Raw genomic sequence first — 12,778 nt, forward strand, 5'->3', positions numbered from 1 at the left:
GCGGGCATGTTCACCGACGAGGACGAGGTGCGCCGCAGGACCGGCCGCGCGGCAGGCGTGCGCGGCGGGACCCTGCTCCCCGACGGCGACGAGGTCAAGCGCGACAACCGCGGCGGCGCCCTGGTTCCCGGCGAGGAGGCCCGCCGCAATGGCAAGCCCGGCCGCTTCGGCCGCGCCACCGGCTTCGCCGAGTCCGGCCACGGCTACGGGACGGGGGCCGGGGCCAACCGCGACCGCGAGGACGATCGCGAGCACAAGCGGCGCGTGCCGATCGAGGAAGACCCGTTCACCACCTCGGACATGAGGTCAGCCCCGCCCGTCATCGGCGGTTAGGGCGCGTCGTGGGGGCCAGTGTTCGCGGTAGCCGCGCTGGACGCGGCCCCTGACGGCACGACTCCCATCGAACGAGACCCCCACGACACGCCCTAAGAGAGGCGAAGCTGTGTACATCGACGAACCCGGCGCCACCCCTGCCGCCGATCCCAACCCGGTGACCGGCGACGCGGGCTGGCAGGTGGACCCGGCGCAGGTCAAGGAGTTCGCCGCGGCCGTGCAGGAGGTGCGCGCCGACCTCGACGCCATCTTCGCCGACGTCGCCGAGCTGGCCAGCCCCGACTTCCTGCCGATGCTGGGCACCAGCCCCACCGGCCAGGAGCTGGCGGAGAAGTTCACCGAGCGGCTGGCGGGCGAGGCCGGGCTCAAGGGCCAGCTCGAGGAGGCCCTGCGGCGCATGGAGGAGTTCGTCTCCAGCGCGGAGAAGTCGGCCGCGAACTACGAGCAGAGCGACTCCAGCGCCGCGGCCCGGTTCCGCGACGACGGGGCCTAGCCCGCGATGGAGCTGCGGAGCGCGGCTGGGGTGGCCCTGCACCCGGTCGAGGTCGACCTGTTGTGCGCCTTCGCCGAGGTCGCCCCGCCGTTCCCGTTGGAGCTGCCCGCCGCCGGGGCCTCCGCCGAGGAGCGCATGGTGCTGTTCCACGACGCCGCCATGGCGCTGGGCGAGCGCGACCTGGCCGACGAGCGCGGGCCGCTGGGCGTCGCGGAGGAGTTCGTCTACCTGCTGCGCGCCTGCACCGGCGTGGTCGACCTGGTCGTCGACCGGGAGGGCCGCGGCCGGGTGGGGGTGGCGCTCATGGTGGTCAAGGACGACGCCCTCGTCGTCACCCAGGACTTCGACGACCCGTTCGGCGTGATCCGCATGCACGCCGCGGGCACCGACGAGGCCGTGCGCCGCGCCGCCGCGGCCATCCCGCGCGCCGACGCGCCGCGCTCGGCCCCGTTCTCCTTGCCGCACAAGGCCTTGGAGCAGGTCTTCGCGCAGATCCTCACCCGGGTCCCCGAGGACCCGGACGACGACGCCGAGCCGCGCCCGTTCAGCCCGGCCGAGCTCGACGAGCTGCTGGCCCGGCACGGCGTGGACGAGGCGGTGGCCCGGCGCATGGTCGCCGCGCTGCACCCGGTCGTCGCCAGCGGCCAGGCCGGTCTGGCGGTGCGCGACGACACCGAGGACCAGTGGCGCCGGGTCGGGGACGAGGTGCGCTGGATCGACACCCCCCGGGGCAGGCTGCGGCTGGCCACCGAGGAGCGGGGCTGGCTCAGCGTGAACCCGCTGCCACCGGACGAGCTGCGCGGCGAGCTGCGCGCCCTGGTCGCCAGGGCGCGCTGACCCCGGCTACTTGCCGGGCATCCCCGAGACGAGCACGGTCACCACCGTGATCCAGGTGATGATCACCGCGGTGAGCCAGAACTTCAGGTTGGTCAGGAGCCGGGTCATGGTCGACCTCCCGTCGAGGGGGTGGGCGGGGCAGTGGTCAGCGTCGTGCTGACCCGAACCGGTGCAGCGGGGCGCTCGGCCCCGCTACAGCCATCGGTTCCGGCGGAAGATGCGGTACAGCAGCACGCAGGCAATGAAGATCAGCAGCATTACGCCGGGGTAGCCGAAGCGCCAGGTCGTCTCGGGCATGTACTCGAAGTTCATGCCGTAGATGCCCGCCACCATGGTCGGGATGGCGATGATCGCCGCCCACGAGGTGATCTTGCGCATGTCGGTGTTCTGCTGGAGCGTGATCTTGGCCTGGGTGGCGTCGACCAGGGTGGTGAGCAGCTCGTCGAAGCTGGTCACCCGCTCGGTGACGGTGGTCAGGTGGTCGTCGACGTCGCGGAAGTAGGAGCGCACCTGCTCCGGGACCAGCGGCGAGCAGCCCTCGGCGAGCCTGCGCAGCGGGGTGGCCAGCGGCATCACCGCCCGGCGCAGCTCCAGGATCTCCCGCTTCATCAGGTACATCTGCTCGGCGCTGATCGGGCTGCGCGGGGCGAACACGGCCTTCTCGATCTCGTCGATGTCGTTCTCGAACGCCGCGCTGACCGCCAGGTAGGTGTCGACGACGTGGTCGGCGATGCCGTGCAGCACCGCGGCGGGGCCGCCGCGCAGCCGCTCGGGGGCGGCCTCCAGCTCCTCGCGCAGGCTGTGCAGCGCGGAGTGCTTGCCGTGCCGGACGGTCACGATGTAGTCCGAGCCGAGGAAGGCCATGATCTCGCCGGTCTCGACGATCTCGTTGGCCGAGGTGGGCGACTCGTGCTCGACGTAGCGCACGGTCTTGAGGACCATGAACAGGTTGTCGTCGTAGCGCTCCAGCTTCGGCCGCTGGTGGGCGTGCACCGCGTCCTCGACGGCCAGCTCGTGCAGGCCGAAGGTCTCCGCCACGCCCTGGATCTGGCGCTCGTCCGGCTCGTGCAGGCCGATCCAGACGAACCCCTCGCCGCGCTCGCGCACCTCGGCGACGGCGGCGATGTGCGTCCACCGGCCGGGCAGCCGCTCACCGTCGACGTAGACCGCGCAGTCGACGACGTAGGCGGACAGCGGAACCGACAGCGGGGCCGCTGGCTGCTGCTGGTTGGCGCGGCCGCGGCCGCGCAGACCGCCGAACGAGGGCAGAGAGGGCATGTGGGCCTCCTGGCTGCGCCACCCGGTCAACGGACCGGGCGAGGCGTGGGCGCGATGGGGACCGGCGGCCACGCGGGCCAGCCGGAGCGGAGCGTCCCTGCCGGGTGTTCAGGCGCCTGCGTCAGCGGCGAGCGCCATCGGAGGGGACGCGGGTACTACTGCAACCACTCGCGCTGTCATGACCATGCGGGTCGCTCACCGGCGTCCTCACCTCCTCTGGTTAGGGGCAGCCGCCACCGAATGTGTCGGGCCTGCCGGAAGGACAGCGTACTCCACCAGGGCGGCGGCCCGGGGTCGACCCGGGGAAATCTCGGGGCACGGCGGGCGAATGCGCTCTCTCACACACCGGTTGCGCGCCGCGCCGAGGCCGGTCACAGTGCGGGTTACCCGCCGGTCACTTACGGGCCGGCCACCTTCGTTGGAGGAACAGTGCAGTTCGGGCGGTACTACGAGGAGTTCGAGGTCGGCGCTGTCTACAAGCACTGGCCCGGCAAGACGGTCACCGAGTACGACGACCACCTGTTCTGCCTGATCACCATGAACCACCACCCGCTGCACATGGACGTCAACTACGCCGAGAACACCACGGACTTCGGCAAGAACGTGGTGGTGGGCAACTACATCTACTCGCTGCTGCTGGGCATGTCGGTCGCCGACGTCTCGGGCAAGGCGATCGCGAACCTCGAGGTCGAGTCGCTGCGGCACGTGAAGCCGACGTTCCACGGTGACACGATCTACGGTGAGACCGAGGTGCTCGACAAGACGCCGTCCAAGTCGAAGGACGACCGCGGCGTGGTCTACGTCGAAACCCGGGGCTACAAGCAGGACGGGACGGTAGTTTGCATCTTCCGCCGCAAGGTGATGGTGCCTAAGCGCTCCTACGGGGACGCGCGCGGCGGGGAGCAGCCGGGCCGTCCCGAGCCGAAGGCCTGACGCCTGGGCGGACCCGCACCGCCGGAGAGGGGAAGCGCCGTGACCGCGAGCCTGGACGACATCAGGGGCCGGTTGCGGCGCTTCGCCGCGCGGGAGGCCGCGGGCGAGTCCCCGCTCTACGCCCACCTCGCCGAGCGGGCCGCCGAGGACGACGAGGTCGCGGGCCTGCTCACCGCGGCCCCCGCCGCGTTCGCCCACCCCACGCTGCTGCTGGCCGCCGTGCACCGGGTCGTGCAGGCCGAGCCGTTCCACGAGCTGGTCAACTACTACCCCTCGATGGGCGGCAGCTACGGCCTCGACGGCGGCACCTGGCCGCTGTGGCGGCAGTTCGTCGTCGAGCGCGCCGACCGCGTGCGCGCGCTCATCGCCGCCCGCACCACCCAGACCAACGAGGTCCGCCGCGCCGCCGTGCTCTACCCGGCGGTGGCGCTGGCCGCCAAGCAGGCCAAGGCCCCGGTCGGCCTGCTCGAGGTCGGCTGCAGCGGCGGTCTGCTGCTGGCGATGGACAAGTACGCCTACCGCTACCAGACCGAGGGCGCGGGCCAGGTGGCCGCCGGACCGGCCAAGGCCGCCCTCGGCCTGCACTGCGCGCTGGAGCTGGCCCCGGGCGCCACGCTGCCCGCGATCCCGAAGAAGCTGGCCGTGGCCGCCAGGGTCGGCCTGGACCGCGCCCCGGTCGACCTGGCCGACGAGGACGAGCTGGCCTGGCTGGAGGCCTGCGTCTGGGCCGACCAGCCCGAGCGGCGGCGGCTGCTGGGCACGGCGGCGGCCGTGCAGCGCTCGGCCAAGCCGGAGTTCGTGCGCGGCGACGCCGTCGAGGGCCTGGCGGGCGCGGCGGCGCTGGTGCCCAGGGACATGCCGCTGGTGGTGCTCACCAGCCACGTGCTGTCGTACTTGTCCTCGGAGGAGCGGTCGGCGTTCATCGCCGCGCTGGGCGAGCTGGCGGGCAGGCGCAGGCTGTGGTGGGTCAGCCAGGAGGCCTACCGGGCCGGGTTGGACGTCGTGCTGCCCGGCCGCGACGACCTCGCGCCCGGGCCGGACGAGCCCGCCTTCGCGGCGCTGGGGATCACCACCTGGGCGGGTGGAGTTCCGGAGGCGACCGCGCTCGCGCGCACCGCCATGCACGGTCAGCGCATGACCTGGCTCGCCTGACGTTTTCCCGCCGGCGTGGGGCGCTCGCGAATGGAGCACCGCGGCGCTGACCAGGAGCGTCACCCGCAAGGGGGGAGCGCGCCCCAACCACGGAGAGTGTCCGCCAAATGGGCCACCAAACCGTTACTCCGATCCAGTGTGTCGAAGGTCGCAAGGTCGGCCCACAACACGTCATCGGCGTCGTCTCCGGCCCGGAGATCACCGCCCGTGACGGCGCACGCGTAATCGGCTATCCGGAAGACGCCGTTCGGTGCCTCTCGTTCAACGGTGCCAATGAGCGCGCCCACGACCACCTCGAGGCCGGTCTCTTCACGCACCTCGCGAGCAAGCGCCCGCGGGTCCGACTCACCCGGCTCCACCTTTCCGCCAGGTAGCGACCACTGGCCGCGCCCCGGATCGTGCGCTCGGCGCACCAGCAGCAGCCGCCCCCCAGCGTCACGGACCAGTGCGCCGACGCACCTGATCCGCCGAATCCCGTCTCCGGTCATGAACACGCAGCGTAGCCGTCATCGGGGCGTCGGGTTGGGCTTTGCCCCAAGCGCCTTACTAGGCTCCCCAACCGCCGCCCGGTGCGGTACAACGGTTTTCACCAGGGCTCGCCATCCGGCGCGCGTACACGGAACGGGGTAGATCGCAGTGGACGTCAAGAAGGTTCTGATCTTGACTGGGGCAGCGTTGCTCATCTTCTTCCTCGTGACGCAGCCAGTCCAGTCTGCCGGGATCGTGAACTCGATCATCCAATCCTTGCGCGAGGGAGCCGAAGCGGTGATCACCTTCGTGCGAACCGTTTTCACCGGCTGAGCGGTAAAGTCAGCCCATGTTCGCACCCAGGGACCCAGACGAGTACCTGCTCGACTCCGAACGCCGGGTCATCCGGGTGCGCAGGCACTGGGCCAGCTTGGCGTGGGAGGTCTTCGAGGCGGTCGCTCTGCTGGCCGTCTGCGTGATGATCTCCTACGTCATGCCGCCGTCGATGTGGCTCGTGCAGAACATCCTTTGGTACGTGGCGCTCGTGGTGCTGCTGCGGTTCACCTACCAGGTCATCTCCTGGTGGGTCGAGCGGATCGTGGTCACCGACAAGCGGTTCATGATGACCACGGGTGTGTTCACCACCCGGGTGCTCATGATGCCGATCGGCAAGGTCACCGACCTCACCTTCAAGCGCACCGTGACCGGCCGGGTGCTCGGCTACGGCACGATCGTGGTGGAGTCCGCCGGTCAGATCCAGGCGCTGAACCAGATCCACTTCCTGCCCAAGCCCGAGCAGGTCAACGACGCCATCTCCGAGTTGGTGTTCGGCGACAAGAAGGCCCAGGCGGACCGGTTCTCCATGATCAAGGCACAGCGCCTGGCCCGCATCGGCCGCAAGAAGAAGCCCGTCGGCTGAGCGGGCCCGCCTCGGCCTCGACCGTGGCTTAGCACGCACTGCCTGCGCCCCGGCCGGTCCCATCGGACAGACTGGCCGGTGTGCGGATCGACCTCCACTGCCACTCCACCGCCTCCGACGGGACCGACAGTCCCGCGGAGCTGGTCGCCACCGCCGCCCGCGCTGGCCTCGACGCGGTCGCCATCACCGACCACGACACCACCGCGGGCTGGGCCGAGGCCGAGGCGGCGCTGCCCCCGGGGCTGACCCTGGTCCGCGGCGCGGAGCTGACCTGCTCGGCAGCGGACGGCCGGGGCGGGCGCTGCACGGTGCACCTGCTGGCGTACCTGTTCGACCCGGAGGCCGAGGAGGTCGTGGCCGAGCACGCCCGCACCAGGGCCGACCGCCGCACCCGGCTGCACGCCATGGCGGGCAAGATGGCCGCGGACGGCTACCCGGTCGACGCCGACACGCTGCTCGCCGGGCTGCCCGCGAACGCCACCGCGGGCCGCCCGCACCTCGCCCAGGCCCTCGTGCGCGCGGGCGTGGTCGGCTCGGTGACCGAGGCGTTCGCGTCGCTGCTGCACGGCCGCACGGGCTACTTCGTGCCCAGCCGCCGGACCCCGGTCGTCCAGGCCATCGAGATGATCAAGGCCGCGGGCGGGGTCACCGTCCTCGCGCACGGCTTCGCCCACCGCCGCGGCCCGGTGGTCACCCCCGCGGTGATCGCCGACCTGGCCGCCGCGGGCCTGGACGGGGTCGAGGTCGACCACCCCGACCACGACGCCGCCGCCCGCGCCGAGCTGCGCGCCCTGGCCGCCCGGCTGGACCTGCTCAGCACCGGCTCCAGCGACTACCACGGCACGAACAAGACCACCCCGATCGCCGCCGAGACCACGCACCCCGACGTGCTGGCCGCCATCGCCGACCGGGCCTCCGGGGCCAAGCTGGTCCACGGCCCCCGCTGAGCCCGCCTGACCGTCAGTGGACCTGGGTCAGGATGCCCATCCTGGCCAGCCGCTTGGCCATCGCGACCGACTCGGACTCCGCGGCCCCCGGGAACAGCTCCGCGGCCCGGACCGTGCCGTCGGACCCCAGCTCGCGCAGCATGCCGACCAGTTCGGCGGGCAGCCGGTAGACCATGTCCCGGCCCGACACCCGCAGCTCGGTGCTGCCCTCGGCGGTCACGCCGAAGTCCAGGTCGACCGGGCCGCGGCCGAAGACCGAGTCCGCGTGGGCGGTGTCCACCCTGGCCGTGTCCAGGAACCCCCGGCGCGGCCGGGGCGCGGGGGCGGCGAGGCGGTGCACCTCGTCGACCGGGTCCAGGTCGCCGAGGCGCTCCTCGAGCAGGCCGACGCGGTGCAGCAGGGCCCTGGCCTGCTCGGCGCGGGAGCGGGCGTCCATCCTCGGCACGTCGGCGAAAGCCGGGTCGTCGGTGACGATGCCCGCCACGACCTCCCCGAGGAGCTGGGCCCACGTCCTCGGGCGCACGCGTACGGCGACCACCAGCGACACCGCGTCCCCCGCCCTGGCGAAGTGCGAGGTGTCCGACGGCAGGTACAGCACGTCGCCCGCGCGCAGCTCGACGTCCACCTCCTGGGCCCCCAGCTCGGCCGCGGACGAGGCGTGGCGCCCCCGCGGCCACGTCCGCACCCGCTGCACCCCCGCCACCTGCACCAGGAACTGGTCCACGTCGTCCTCGTGGGCCAGGCCGGTGCGCGGCGCCCCCGCCGGGGTCAGGAACGCGCGCACGTCGGCCGGGGCGGCGAAGGCGGCCGCCAGCTCGGCGGCCAGGTCGCGCAGCGCCGGGCGCACGGTGTCCAGGTCGGTCCAGCAGACCGTGGCCCCGGACCGGAACAGCTCGTGCACCCGCTCCGGCGCCACCTGGTCGGCGACGGCGGTGTCGGCGGCCCCGCCGGGGGCGGTGTAGCTCGACTCGGCCACCGGGACGCCCCCGCGCAGCACCAGCACGCGCGGCGCCCGCACTGCGCCGAGGTCGAGCAGTTCGTCGAGGTCGGCGACGGTCAGCAGCCGCTGCGGCGCGGGCACCGCGCCCGTGCGCACCAAGGGCCGCCTGCGGAAGTGCGCGGTGAAGAAGGCCTCGGTGTCGCCCGCCAGGTCCGTGAATGTGGGTGTGGTCAACCTGCCCCCAAGAAATGCGGTGTTCGTGGATCGCCATACTACGAACAAGGCGGTCCGTCGCGGACCATTCCGGCGGCGGCGCGATTACTCGGATTCGTTTTCCCGGGCGTGTCCGCCGGATTATTCCAACAATAATTGGGGACCGATTGCTCGCTTTCAAGCCTGCTTGAAACCGGGCGTCCGCGCCCGCGCGCGGAACTGTCGGTGCGGCTGCGTACCGTGGACGGCGTGCAAGATCAGCTCGGGTTCGACATGATGCCGCGCAAACTGGTCAAGGTCACGCCGTCGAAGCTGGCGACGTGGCAGGACTGCCCGCGCCGGTTCCGGATGACCTACGTCGACCGGCCCACCCCGCCGCGCGGCGGGGCGTGGGCGCACAGCACCCTCGGCGCTGTCGTGCACAACGCGCTCAAGGCGCTGTTCGACCTGCCGGTGGACCGGCGGTCCCCGGAGCAGGCCGCCGCCCTGGTGGGCGCGCACTGGAAGGACGACGGCTTCGCCGACTCGGCCCAGGCGGGCGTGTTCCGCGAGCGCGCGGCGGGCTGGGTGCGCGACTACGTCGCCGACACCGACGTCACCGACGACCCGGTCGGCCTCGAGCGCTGGGTGTCCGCGCCGGTCGGCACGATCGTCGCCGAGGGCCGGGTCGACCGCATCGACCAGCGCGGCGACGAGGTGGTCATCGTCGACTACAAGACCGGCCGCCACGTGCTGACCAGCGACGACGCCCGCGGCTCGCAGGCGCTCGCGCTCTACGTGCTCGCCGCCCGCCGCACCCTGCGCCGCCCGTGCGCCAAGGTCGAGCTGCACCACCTGCCGTCCGGGTCCGTCGCGACCTGGGAGCACACCGACGCCTCGCTGGCCAGGCACCTGTCCCGGGCGCAGGAGAGCGCCGACGAGTTCCAGCTCGCGATCGACACGCACAAGGCGGGCGGCGACGGCGACGTGCTGTTCCCGACCGTCCCCGGCCGCCAGTGCGGGTGGTGCGACTTCCGCCGGAGCTGCCCGGACGGCCAGGCGGCTGGACCCGCGCTGGACCCATGGGCGATGCTTGCCCCGTGACCGGTCCCACCGAACGACTGCCCGTGGGCGAGGACGTCAACACCGTGGAGATCCCGCTCCCGGACGACGACGCCCCCAACACCCCCGCCGTCCGCTCCGGCTTCTGGCGCGAACTGGCGGGCGCCCTCGCGCTGGGGCTGTGCGTGCTCGCCCTGCTCGTCCTGGGCCTGCAGGTCCTCGACACCGCCCACGGCGTCCCCGGACCGGGTGTCTGGACCGTGATCGTGCACGTGTTCTGCGCGGTGGCCGCGGTCCTGCTGCAGCGCCAAGCCGACCGCAGGGCGGGCCCGCAGGCCGGGTTGGCGATCTTGCTGGTGTTCGTCCTGACGGGTGTGACCGTCTGGTTCTTCTGGTGGGCGTGACGGGGCACAATCGTCGCGTGGAGATCTGGCACAACCCCCGCTGCTCGAAGTCCCGCACGGCCAAGGCCGCCCTCGACGAGGCCCACCCGGGCCACGTCGAGCGCCGCTACCTCGAGGCCCCGCCGTCGGTGGCCGAGTTGGCCGGGGTCCTCGACAAGCTCGGCCTCGAACCCTGGGACATCACCAGGATGAAGGAGGCCAGGGCCCGCGAACTGCGGCTGGCGGACGAGCCGAGGGATCGGGCGCGCTGGCTGGCGCTGCTCGCCGAGAACCCGGAGCTCATCGAACGCCCGATCGTCATCACCGATGACGACCGGGCGTTCGTGGTCCGCGACCCGGAGGCGCTCAAGAACGCCATGACGCCGTAGTCGCCCCTCAGACCCCGAGGAACGGGAACTCGCTGAGCCGGGACGACGAGGGCAGGACGGGTGCCACGGCGTCGCGGATGTTCTTGACGACCCCGGCCGCGGGTTTGCCGTTGACCAGTTCCCACGGCGTGGGGATCGGCAGCGGCAGCGGCGGGCCGTAGGGCAGCAGCGGCGGCTGCGCGACGACCGTGTTGGCGCTGCCCGAGTGCGTGACCGGTCGGAAGTCGTACTGGCCGTGCGCGCCGTTGAGGTAGCCGTAGATGCCGTTGGCGAAGGCCAGCAGGTTGGTCAGCGGGTTCTCCGAGTAGCACATGCCGTCGTTCTGGTTGCACAGCGAGACGACCGGGAGGTCGCCGAAGGTGCGCGGGCCGCCCATCGTGATCCCCGGGACGAACGTGGGCAGCGTGGTCATGATCCCGCCCGGCTTGCCGCCGACCCCCGCCCGGCGCGCGTCGGCGTAGAGGACGCCGTTGATCAGCGAGTGCGGGATGCGGTCGGTCCGGGAGTACTCGCCCAGCACGTCGCCCGCGACCAGCGCGCCCTGGGAGAACCCGGTGATCGTGATCCGGCTGCCGGGGCAGGACGCGTGGAACTCGGTGACCATCCGGTCGAGCTCGGCGCGGCCCTCGGCGTTGGAGTCGTCGAGGGTCTTGGGGTCCAGTGGCCAGATCTCGGCCGGGTAGACCACCTTCACCGCGTCCACCCCCGCGGGCAGTTCGGCGTTGCCCCGGTCGAACACCCGCGCCGTCGGGTCGCCGTTGCCACCCACTTGGAACATCCTCTGGTCCGGGCACCCCGGGTCGGCCGCGGCGGCCTGCCCGGGGACGAGGACGGCGGCGAGCAGGCTCAATGACATCGCGATCCGCATCATGGCGTGGAAGATACTCTTTGCGAACAGTGATGTACACGTATTCGCCGTTAGGCTTCACCCGTGACCTCCCGCGAATACCCCGCCCTCCCCCGGGGCCGCCACCGGCTCAGCCGCGAGGACGTGCGCCTGGCGCAGCGGGACAAGCTCCTGCTCGGCATGGCGGACGCGGTGTCCGAGAAGGGCTACGCCAAGACCACCGTGGCCGACGTGCTCCGCCGCGCCCACGTGTCCCGGGAGACCTTCTACCAGCAGTTCTCCGACAAGGAGGACTGCTTCCTGGCCACCCTGGACCGCTGCGCCGACCTGGTGCTGAGCATGGTCGTGTCCGCCGTGGCCCCGCTCGCGGACGTGCCCACGCTCGACCGCTTCACCCGCGCGCTGAACCGCTACCTCGCCGCCCTGGTCGACCAGTGGCCGGTGACGCGGACGTTCTTCCTGGAGTGCTACGCCGCGGGCCCGGTGGCCCGCAAGCGCCGCTTCGCCGCCCAGGACCGCTTCGCCCAGGCCGTGCACGCCGGGTTCAGCCCCGACCCGGCCTGGCGGGCGCTGCCCGACCCGGAGTTCGCCGCCCGCTTCCTGGCCGCGGGCCTGAGCTCCCTCGTCGCGGGCGCTGTCTCAGCCGACGAGCCGGAGCGGCTCGCCGACCTGCACGCCCCGGTGACCGACCTGGTCCGCCACTTGCTCAGGTGACGGCTAGCTGAGCCAGGCCCGCCAGTGCTCCAGCAGCACCGCCAGCAGCCCCGCCGGGTTCTCCAAGGCGGGGGAGTGCGCGGTGTTCTGGAGCAGTTCGAACGGCACCCCCAGCCGCCCGGCCATCTCCTGCTGCGCCACCGCGGGCCACGCGTCGTCGTTCTCCCCGCACACCACCAGGGCCGGGATGCCGCGGTCGACCAGCACCGGGGCCAGCACCTCGACCTGGTCGGACTCGGTGCGCAGGCCCACGCCCATGCCCAGCAGCGCCGCGTCCTGGTTGCGCAGGAAGCGGGCGGCGAGGAACTCGCGGTGCTCGGGGGCCATGGCCTGGTAGCGCGGGGTCTGCAAGTTGATCGTCTGCAAGATCTTGTGCACCTCGGCGACGCCGCGTTCGCGCATCACCGGCTCGCCCAGGTCGAGCATGTGCCTGCGGGGGCCGGGCGGCAGCGCGGCCGGACCGCTGCTCAGCAGGGTCAGACCGGCGACCGGGGCGCCCGCGAGGACGGCCCGGCGGCTCACCAGGCCGCCGTAGGAGTGGCCGGTCAGCAGGACCGGCTTGCCGTCGGCGGCCAGCTTGCCGATCAGCTCGGCCAGGAACGCGCCCAGGTGCTCGGGCAGGTAGGAGGTCTCGTCGTCCGGGCCCTGGGAGTCCATCTGACCGGGCAGGTCGATGGCCAGCACGTCGTAGCCCGCCTCGGCCAACGGGTCGAGCACCGGCGCGAAGTCCTCCTTCGACCCGGTGTAGCCGGGGACCAGCAGCGCCAGGGGGCCCGAGCCCGCGCGGCGCAGCCCGCCGACGGCGCCGTGCCTGCCCGAGAGGACGACCGGCTCAGCGTTGTGCGCGGTGACCTGAGAGTGCATGGTCTCGAGTGTGCCGCAGAGCGGGAC

General features: G+C 72.5%; 16 protein-coding genes and 1 pseudogene. 12 read left to right on the top strand and 5 right to left on the bottom strand.

Annotated features, from left to right (window positions below):
* The 3 genes and pseudogenes from GCL84_RS29155 to GCL84_RS07675 all read left to right on the top strand — a co-directional run.
* A pseudogene (locus GCL84_RS29155) lies at positions 1 to 333 on the top strand (hypothetical protein); the annotation flags it as partial.
* 109 nt (positions 334 to 442) lie between these two features.
* Positions 443 to 826: a hypothetical protein gene (locus tag GCL84_RS07670; RefSeq protein WP_156754682.1), complete on the top strand. Its 384-nt coding sequence runs from the start codon at positions 443 to 445 to the stop codon at positions 824 to 826.
* A 6-nt stretch (positions 827 to 832) separates the two neighbouring features.
* A complete protein-coding gene (locus tag GCL84_RS07675) occupies positions 833 to 1,663 on the top strand; it encodes an ESX secretion-associated protein EspG (RefSeq protein WP_156754683.1) in 831 nt (276 codons plus the stop codon).
* A 192-nt stretch (positions 1,664 to 1,855) separates the two neighbouring features.
* Here the strand turns inward: GCL84_RS07675 and GCL84_RS07680 are convergent, their stop codons facing one another.
* Entirely contained in the window at positions 1,856 to 2,941 is a 1,086-nt protein-coding gene (locus GCL84_RS07680; protein WP_156754684.1) for a magnesium and cobalt transport protein CorA, read from the bottom strand.
* Between the two features lie 429 nt (positions 2,942 to 3,370).
* On the opposite strand from GCL84_RS07680, the gene GCL84_RS07685 reads away from it, so the two are divergent.
* Positions 3,371 to 3,874, top strand: coding sequence for a MaoC family dehydratase (locus tag GCL84_RS07685; RefSeq protein WP_156754685.1), 504 nt, complete (start codon positions 3,371 to 3,373; stop codon positions 3,872 to 3,874).
* 39 nt (positions 3,875 to 3,913) lie between these two features.
* Complete coding sequence (locus tag GCL84_RS07690; protein ID WP_156754686.1) at positions 3,914 to 5,026, top strand: DUF2332 domain-containing protein; 1,113 nt, start codon at positions 3,914 to 3,916, stop codon at positions 5,024 to 5,026.
* A gap of 59 nt (positions 5,027 to 5,085) precedes the next feature.
* Here the strand turns inward: GCL84_RS07690 and GCL84_RS07695 are convergent, their stop codons facing one another.
* The gene (locus GCL84_RS07695) at positions 5,086 to 5,514 is read right to left on the bottom strand and encodes an NUDIX hydrolase (RefSeq protein WP_156754687.1); all 429 of its coding nucleotides are present in this window, start codon (positions 5,512 to 5,514) and stop codon (positions 5,086 to 5,088) included.
* A 148-nt stretch (positions 5,515 to 5,662) separates the two neighbouring features.
* On the opposite strand from GCL84_RS07695, the gene GCL84_RS29160 reads away from it, so the two are divergent.
* The 3 genes from GCL84_RS29160 to GCL84_RS07705 all read left to right on the top strand — a co-directional run bounded on the left by GCL84_RS29160 (position 5,663) and on the right by GCL84_RS07705 (position 7,360).
* On the top strand, positions 5,663 to 5,827 hold the full coding sequence (locus GCL84_RS29160) for a hypothetical protein (RefSeq protein WP_197523084.1): 165 nt from the start codon (positions 5,663 to 5,665) through the stop codon (positions 5,825 to 5,827).
* Positions 5,828 to 5,843: 16 nt separating this feature from the next.
* The gene (locus tag GCL84_RS07700) at positions 5,844 to 6,413 is read left to right on the top strand and encodes a PH domain-containing protein (RefSeq protein WP_156754688.1); all 570 of its coding nucleotides are present in this window, start codon (positions 5,844 to 5,846) and stop codon (positions 6,411 to 6,413) included.
* An 80-nt stretch (positions 6,414 to 6,493) separates the two neighbouring features.
* A complete protein-coding gene (locus tag GCL84_RS07705) occupies positions 6,494 to 7,360 on the top strand; it encodes a PHP domain-containing protein (RefSeq protein WP_156754689.1) in 867 nt (288 codons plus the stop codon).
* A 13-nt stretch (positions 7,361 to 7,373) separates the two neighbouring features.
* Here GCL84_RS07705 and GCL84_RS07710 read toward each other — a convergent pair whose 3' ends face one another.
* Complete coding sequence (locus GCL84_RS07710; protein WP_197523085.1) at positions 7,374 to 8,534, bottom strand: JmjC domain-containing protein; 1,161 nt, start codon at positions 8,532 to 8,534, stop codon at positions 7,374 to 7,376.
* Positions 8,535 to 8,786: 252 nt separating this feature from the next.
* On the opposite strand from GCL84_RS07710, the gene GCL84_RS07715 reads away from it, so the two are divergent.
* The 3 genes from GCL84_RS07715 to GCL84_RS07725 are packed head-to-tail and all read left to right on the top strand — an operon-like array spanning position 8,787 to position 10,326.
* The gene (locus tag GCL84_RS07715; RefSeq protein ID WP_197523086.1) at positions 8,787 to 9,596 is read left to right on the top strand and encodes a RecB family exonuclease; all 810 of its coding nucleotides are present in this window, start codon (positions 8,787 to 8,789) and stop codon (positions 9,594 to 9,596) included.
* A complete protein-coding gene (locus GCL84_RS07720) occupies positions 9,593 to 9,958 on the top strand; it encodes a hypothetical protein (protein WP_235926063.1) in 366 nt (121 codons plus the stop codon). Before GCL84_RS07715 ends, GCL84_RS07720 begins: the two co-directional genes overlap by 4 nt.
* A gap of 17 nt (positions 9,959 to 9,975) precedes the next feature.
* On the top strand, positions 9,976 to 10,326 hold the full coding sequence (locus GCL84_RS07725) for an ArsC/Spx/MgsR family protein (RefSeq protein WP_156754692.1): 351 nt from the start codon (positions 9,976 to 9,978) through the stop codon (positions 10,324 to 10,326).
* A 7-nt stretch (positions 10,327 to 10,333) separates the two neighbouring features.
* Here the strand turns inward: GCL84_RS07725 and GCL84_RS07730 are convergent, their stop codons facing one another.
* A complete protein-coding gene (locus GCL84_RS07730) occupies positions 10,334 to 11,197 on the bottom strand; it encodes a cutinase family protein (RefSeq protein ID WP_156754693.1) in 864 nt (287 codons plus the stop codon).
* A gap of 60 nt (positions 11,198 to 11,257) precedes the next feature.
* Between GCL84_RS07730 and GCL84_RS07735 the strand changes: the two genes are divergently transcribed.
* Complete coding sequence (locus GCL84_RS07735) at positions 11,258 to 11,887, top strand: TetR/AcrR family transcriptional regulator (RefSeq protein WP_156754694.1); 630 nt, start codon at positions 11,258 to 11,260, stop codon at positions 11,885 to 11,887.
* Positions 11,888 to 11,890: 3 nt separating this feature from the next.
* Here the strand turns inward: GCL84_RS07735 and GCL84_RS07740 are convergent, their stop codons facing one another.
* A complete protein-coding gene (locus tag GCL84_RS07740; protein WP_156754695.1) occupies positions 11,891 to 12,751 on the bottom strand; it encodes an alpha/beta fold hydrolase in 861 nt (286 codons plus the stop codon).
* Positions 12,752 to 12,778 lie beyond the last annotated feature (27 nt).

The organism is Actinokineospora pegani, assembly GCF_009745975.1.
Lineage (GTDB): Bacteria > Actinomycetota > Actinomycetes > Mycobacteriales > Pseudonocardiaceae > Actinokineospora > Actinokineospora pegani.

Bases quoted from the DNA above. Each gene is read 5' to 3' on its own strand.
- GCL84_RS07675 (WP_156754683.1), top strand. From the start codon at position 833: ATGGAGCTGCGGAGCGCGGCTGGGGTGGCCCTGCACCCGGTCGAGGTC.
- GCL84_RS07680 (WP_156754684.1), bottom strand. From the start codon at position 2,941: ATGCCCTCTCTGCCCTCGTTCGGCGGTCTGCGCGGCCGCGGCCGCGCC.
- GCL84_RS07695 (WP_156754687.1), bottom strand. From the start codon at position 5,514: ATGACCGGAGACGGGATTCGGCGGATCAGGTGCGTCGGCGCACTGGTC.
- GCL84_RS07700 (WP_156754688.1), top strand. From the start codon at position 5,844: ATGTTCGCACCCAGGGACCCAGACGAGTACCTGCTCGACTCCGAACGC.
- GCL84_RS07715 (WP_197523086.1), top strand. From the start codon at position 8,787: ATGATGCCGCGCAAACTGGTCAAGGTCACGCCGTCGAAGCTGGCGACG.
- GCL84_RS07730 (WP_156754693.1), bottom strand. From the start codon at position 11,197: ATGATGCGGATCGCGATGTCATTGAGCCTGCTCGCCGCCGTCCTCGTC.
- GCL84_RS07740 (WP_156754695.1), bottom strand. From the start codon at position 12,751: ATGCACTCTCAGGTCACCGCGCACAACGCTGAGCCGGTCGTCCTCTCG.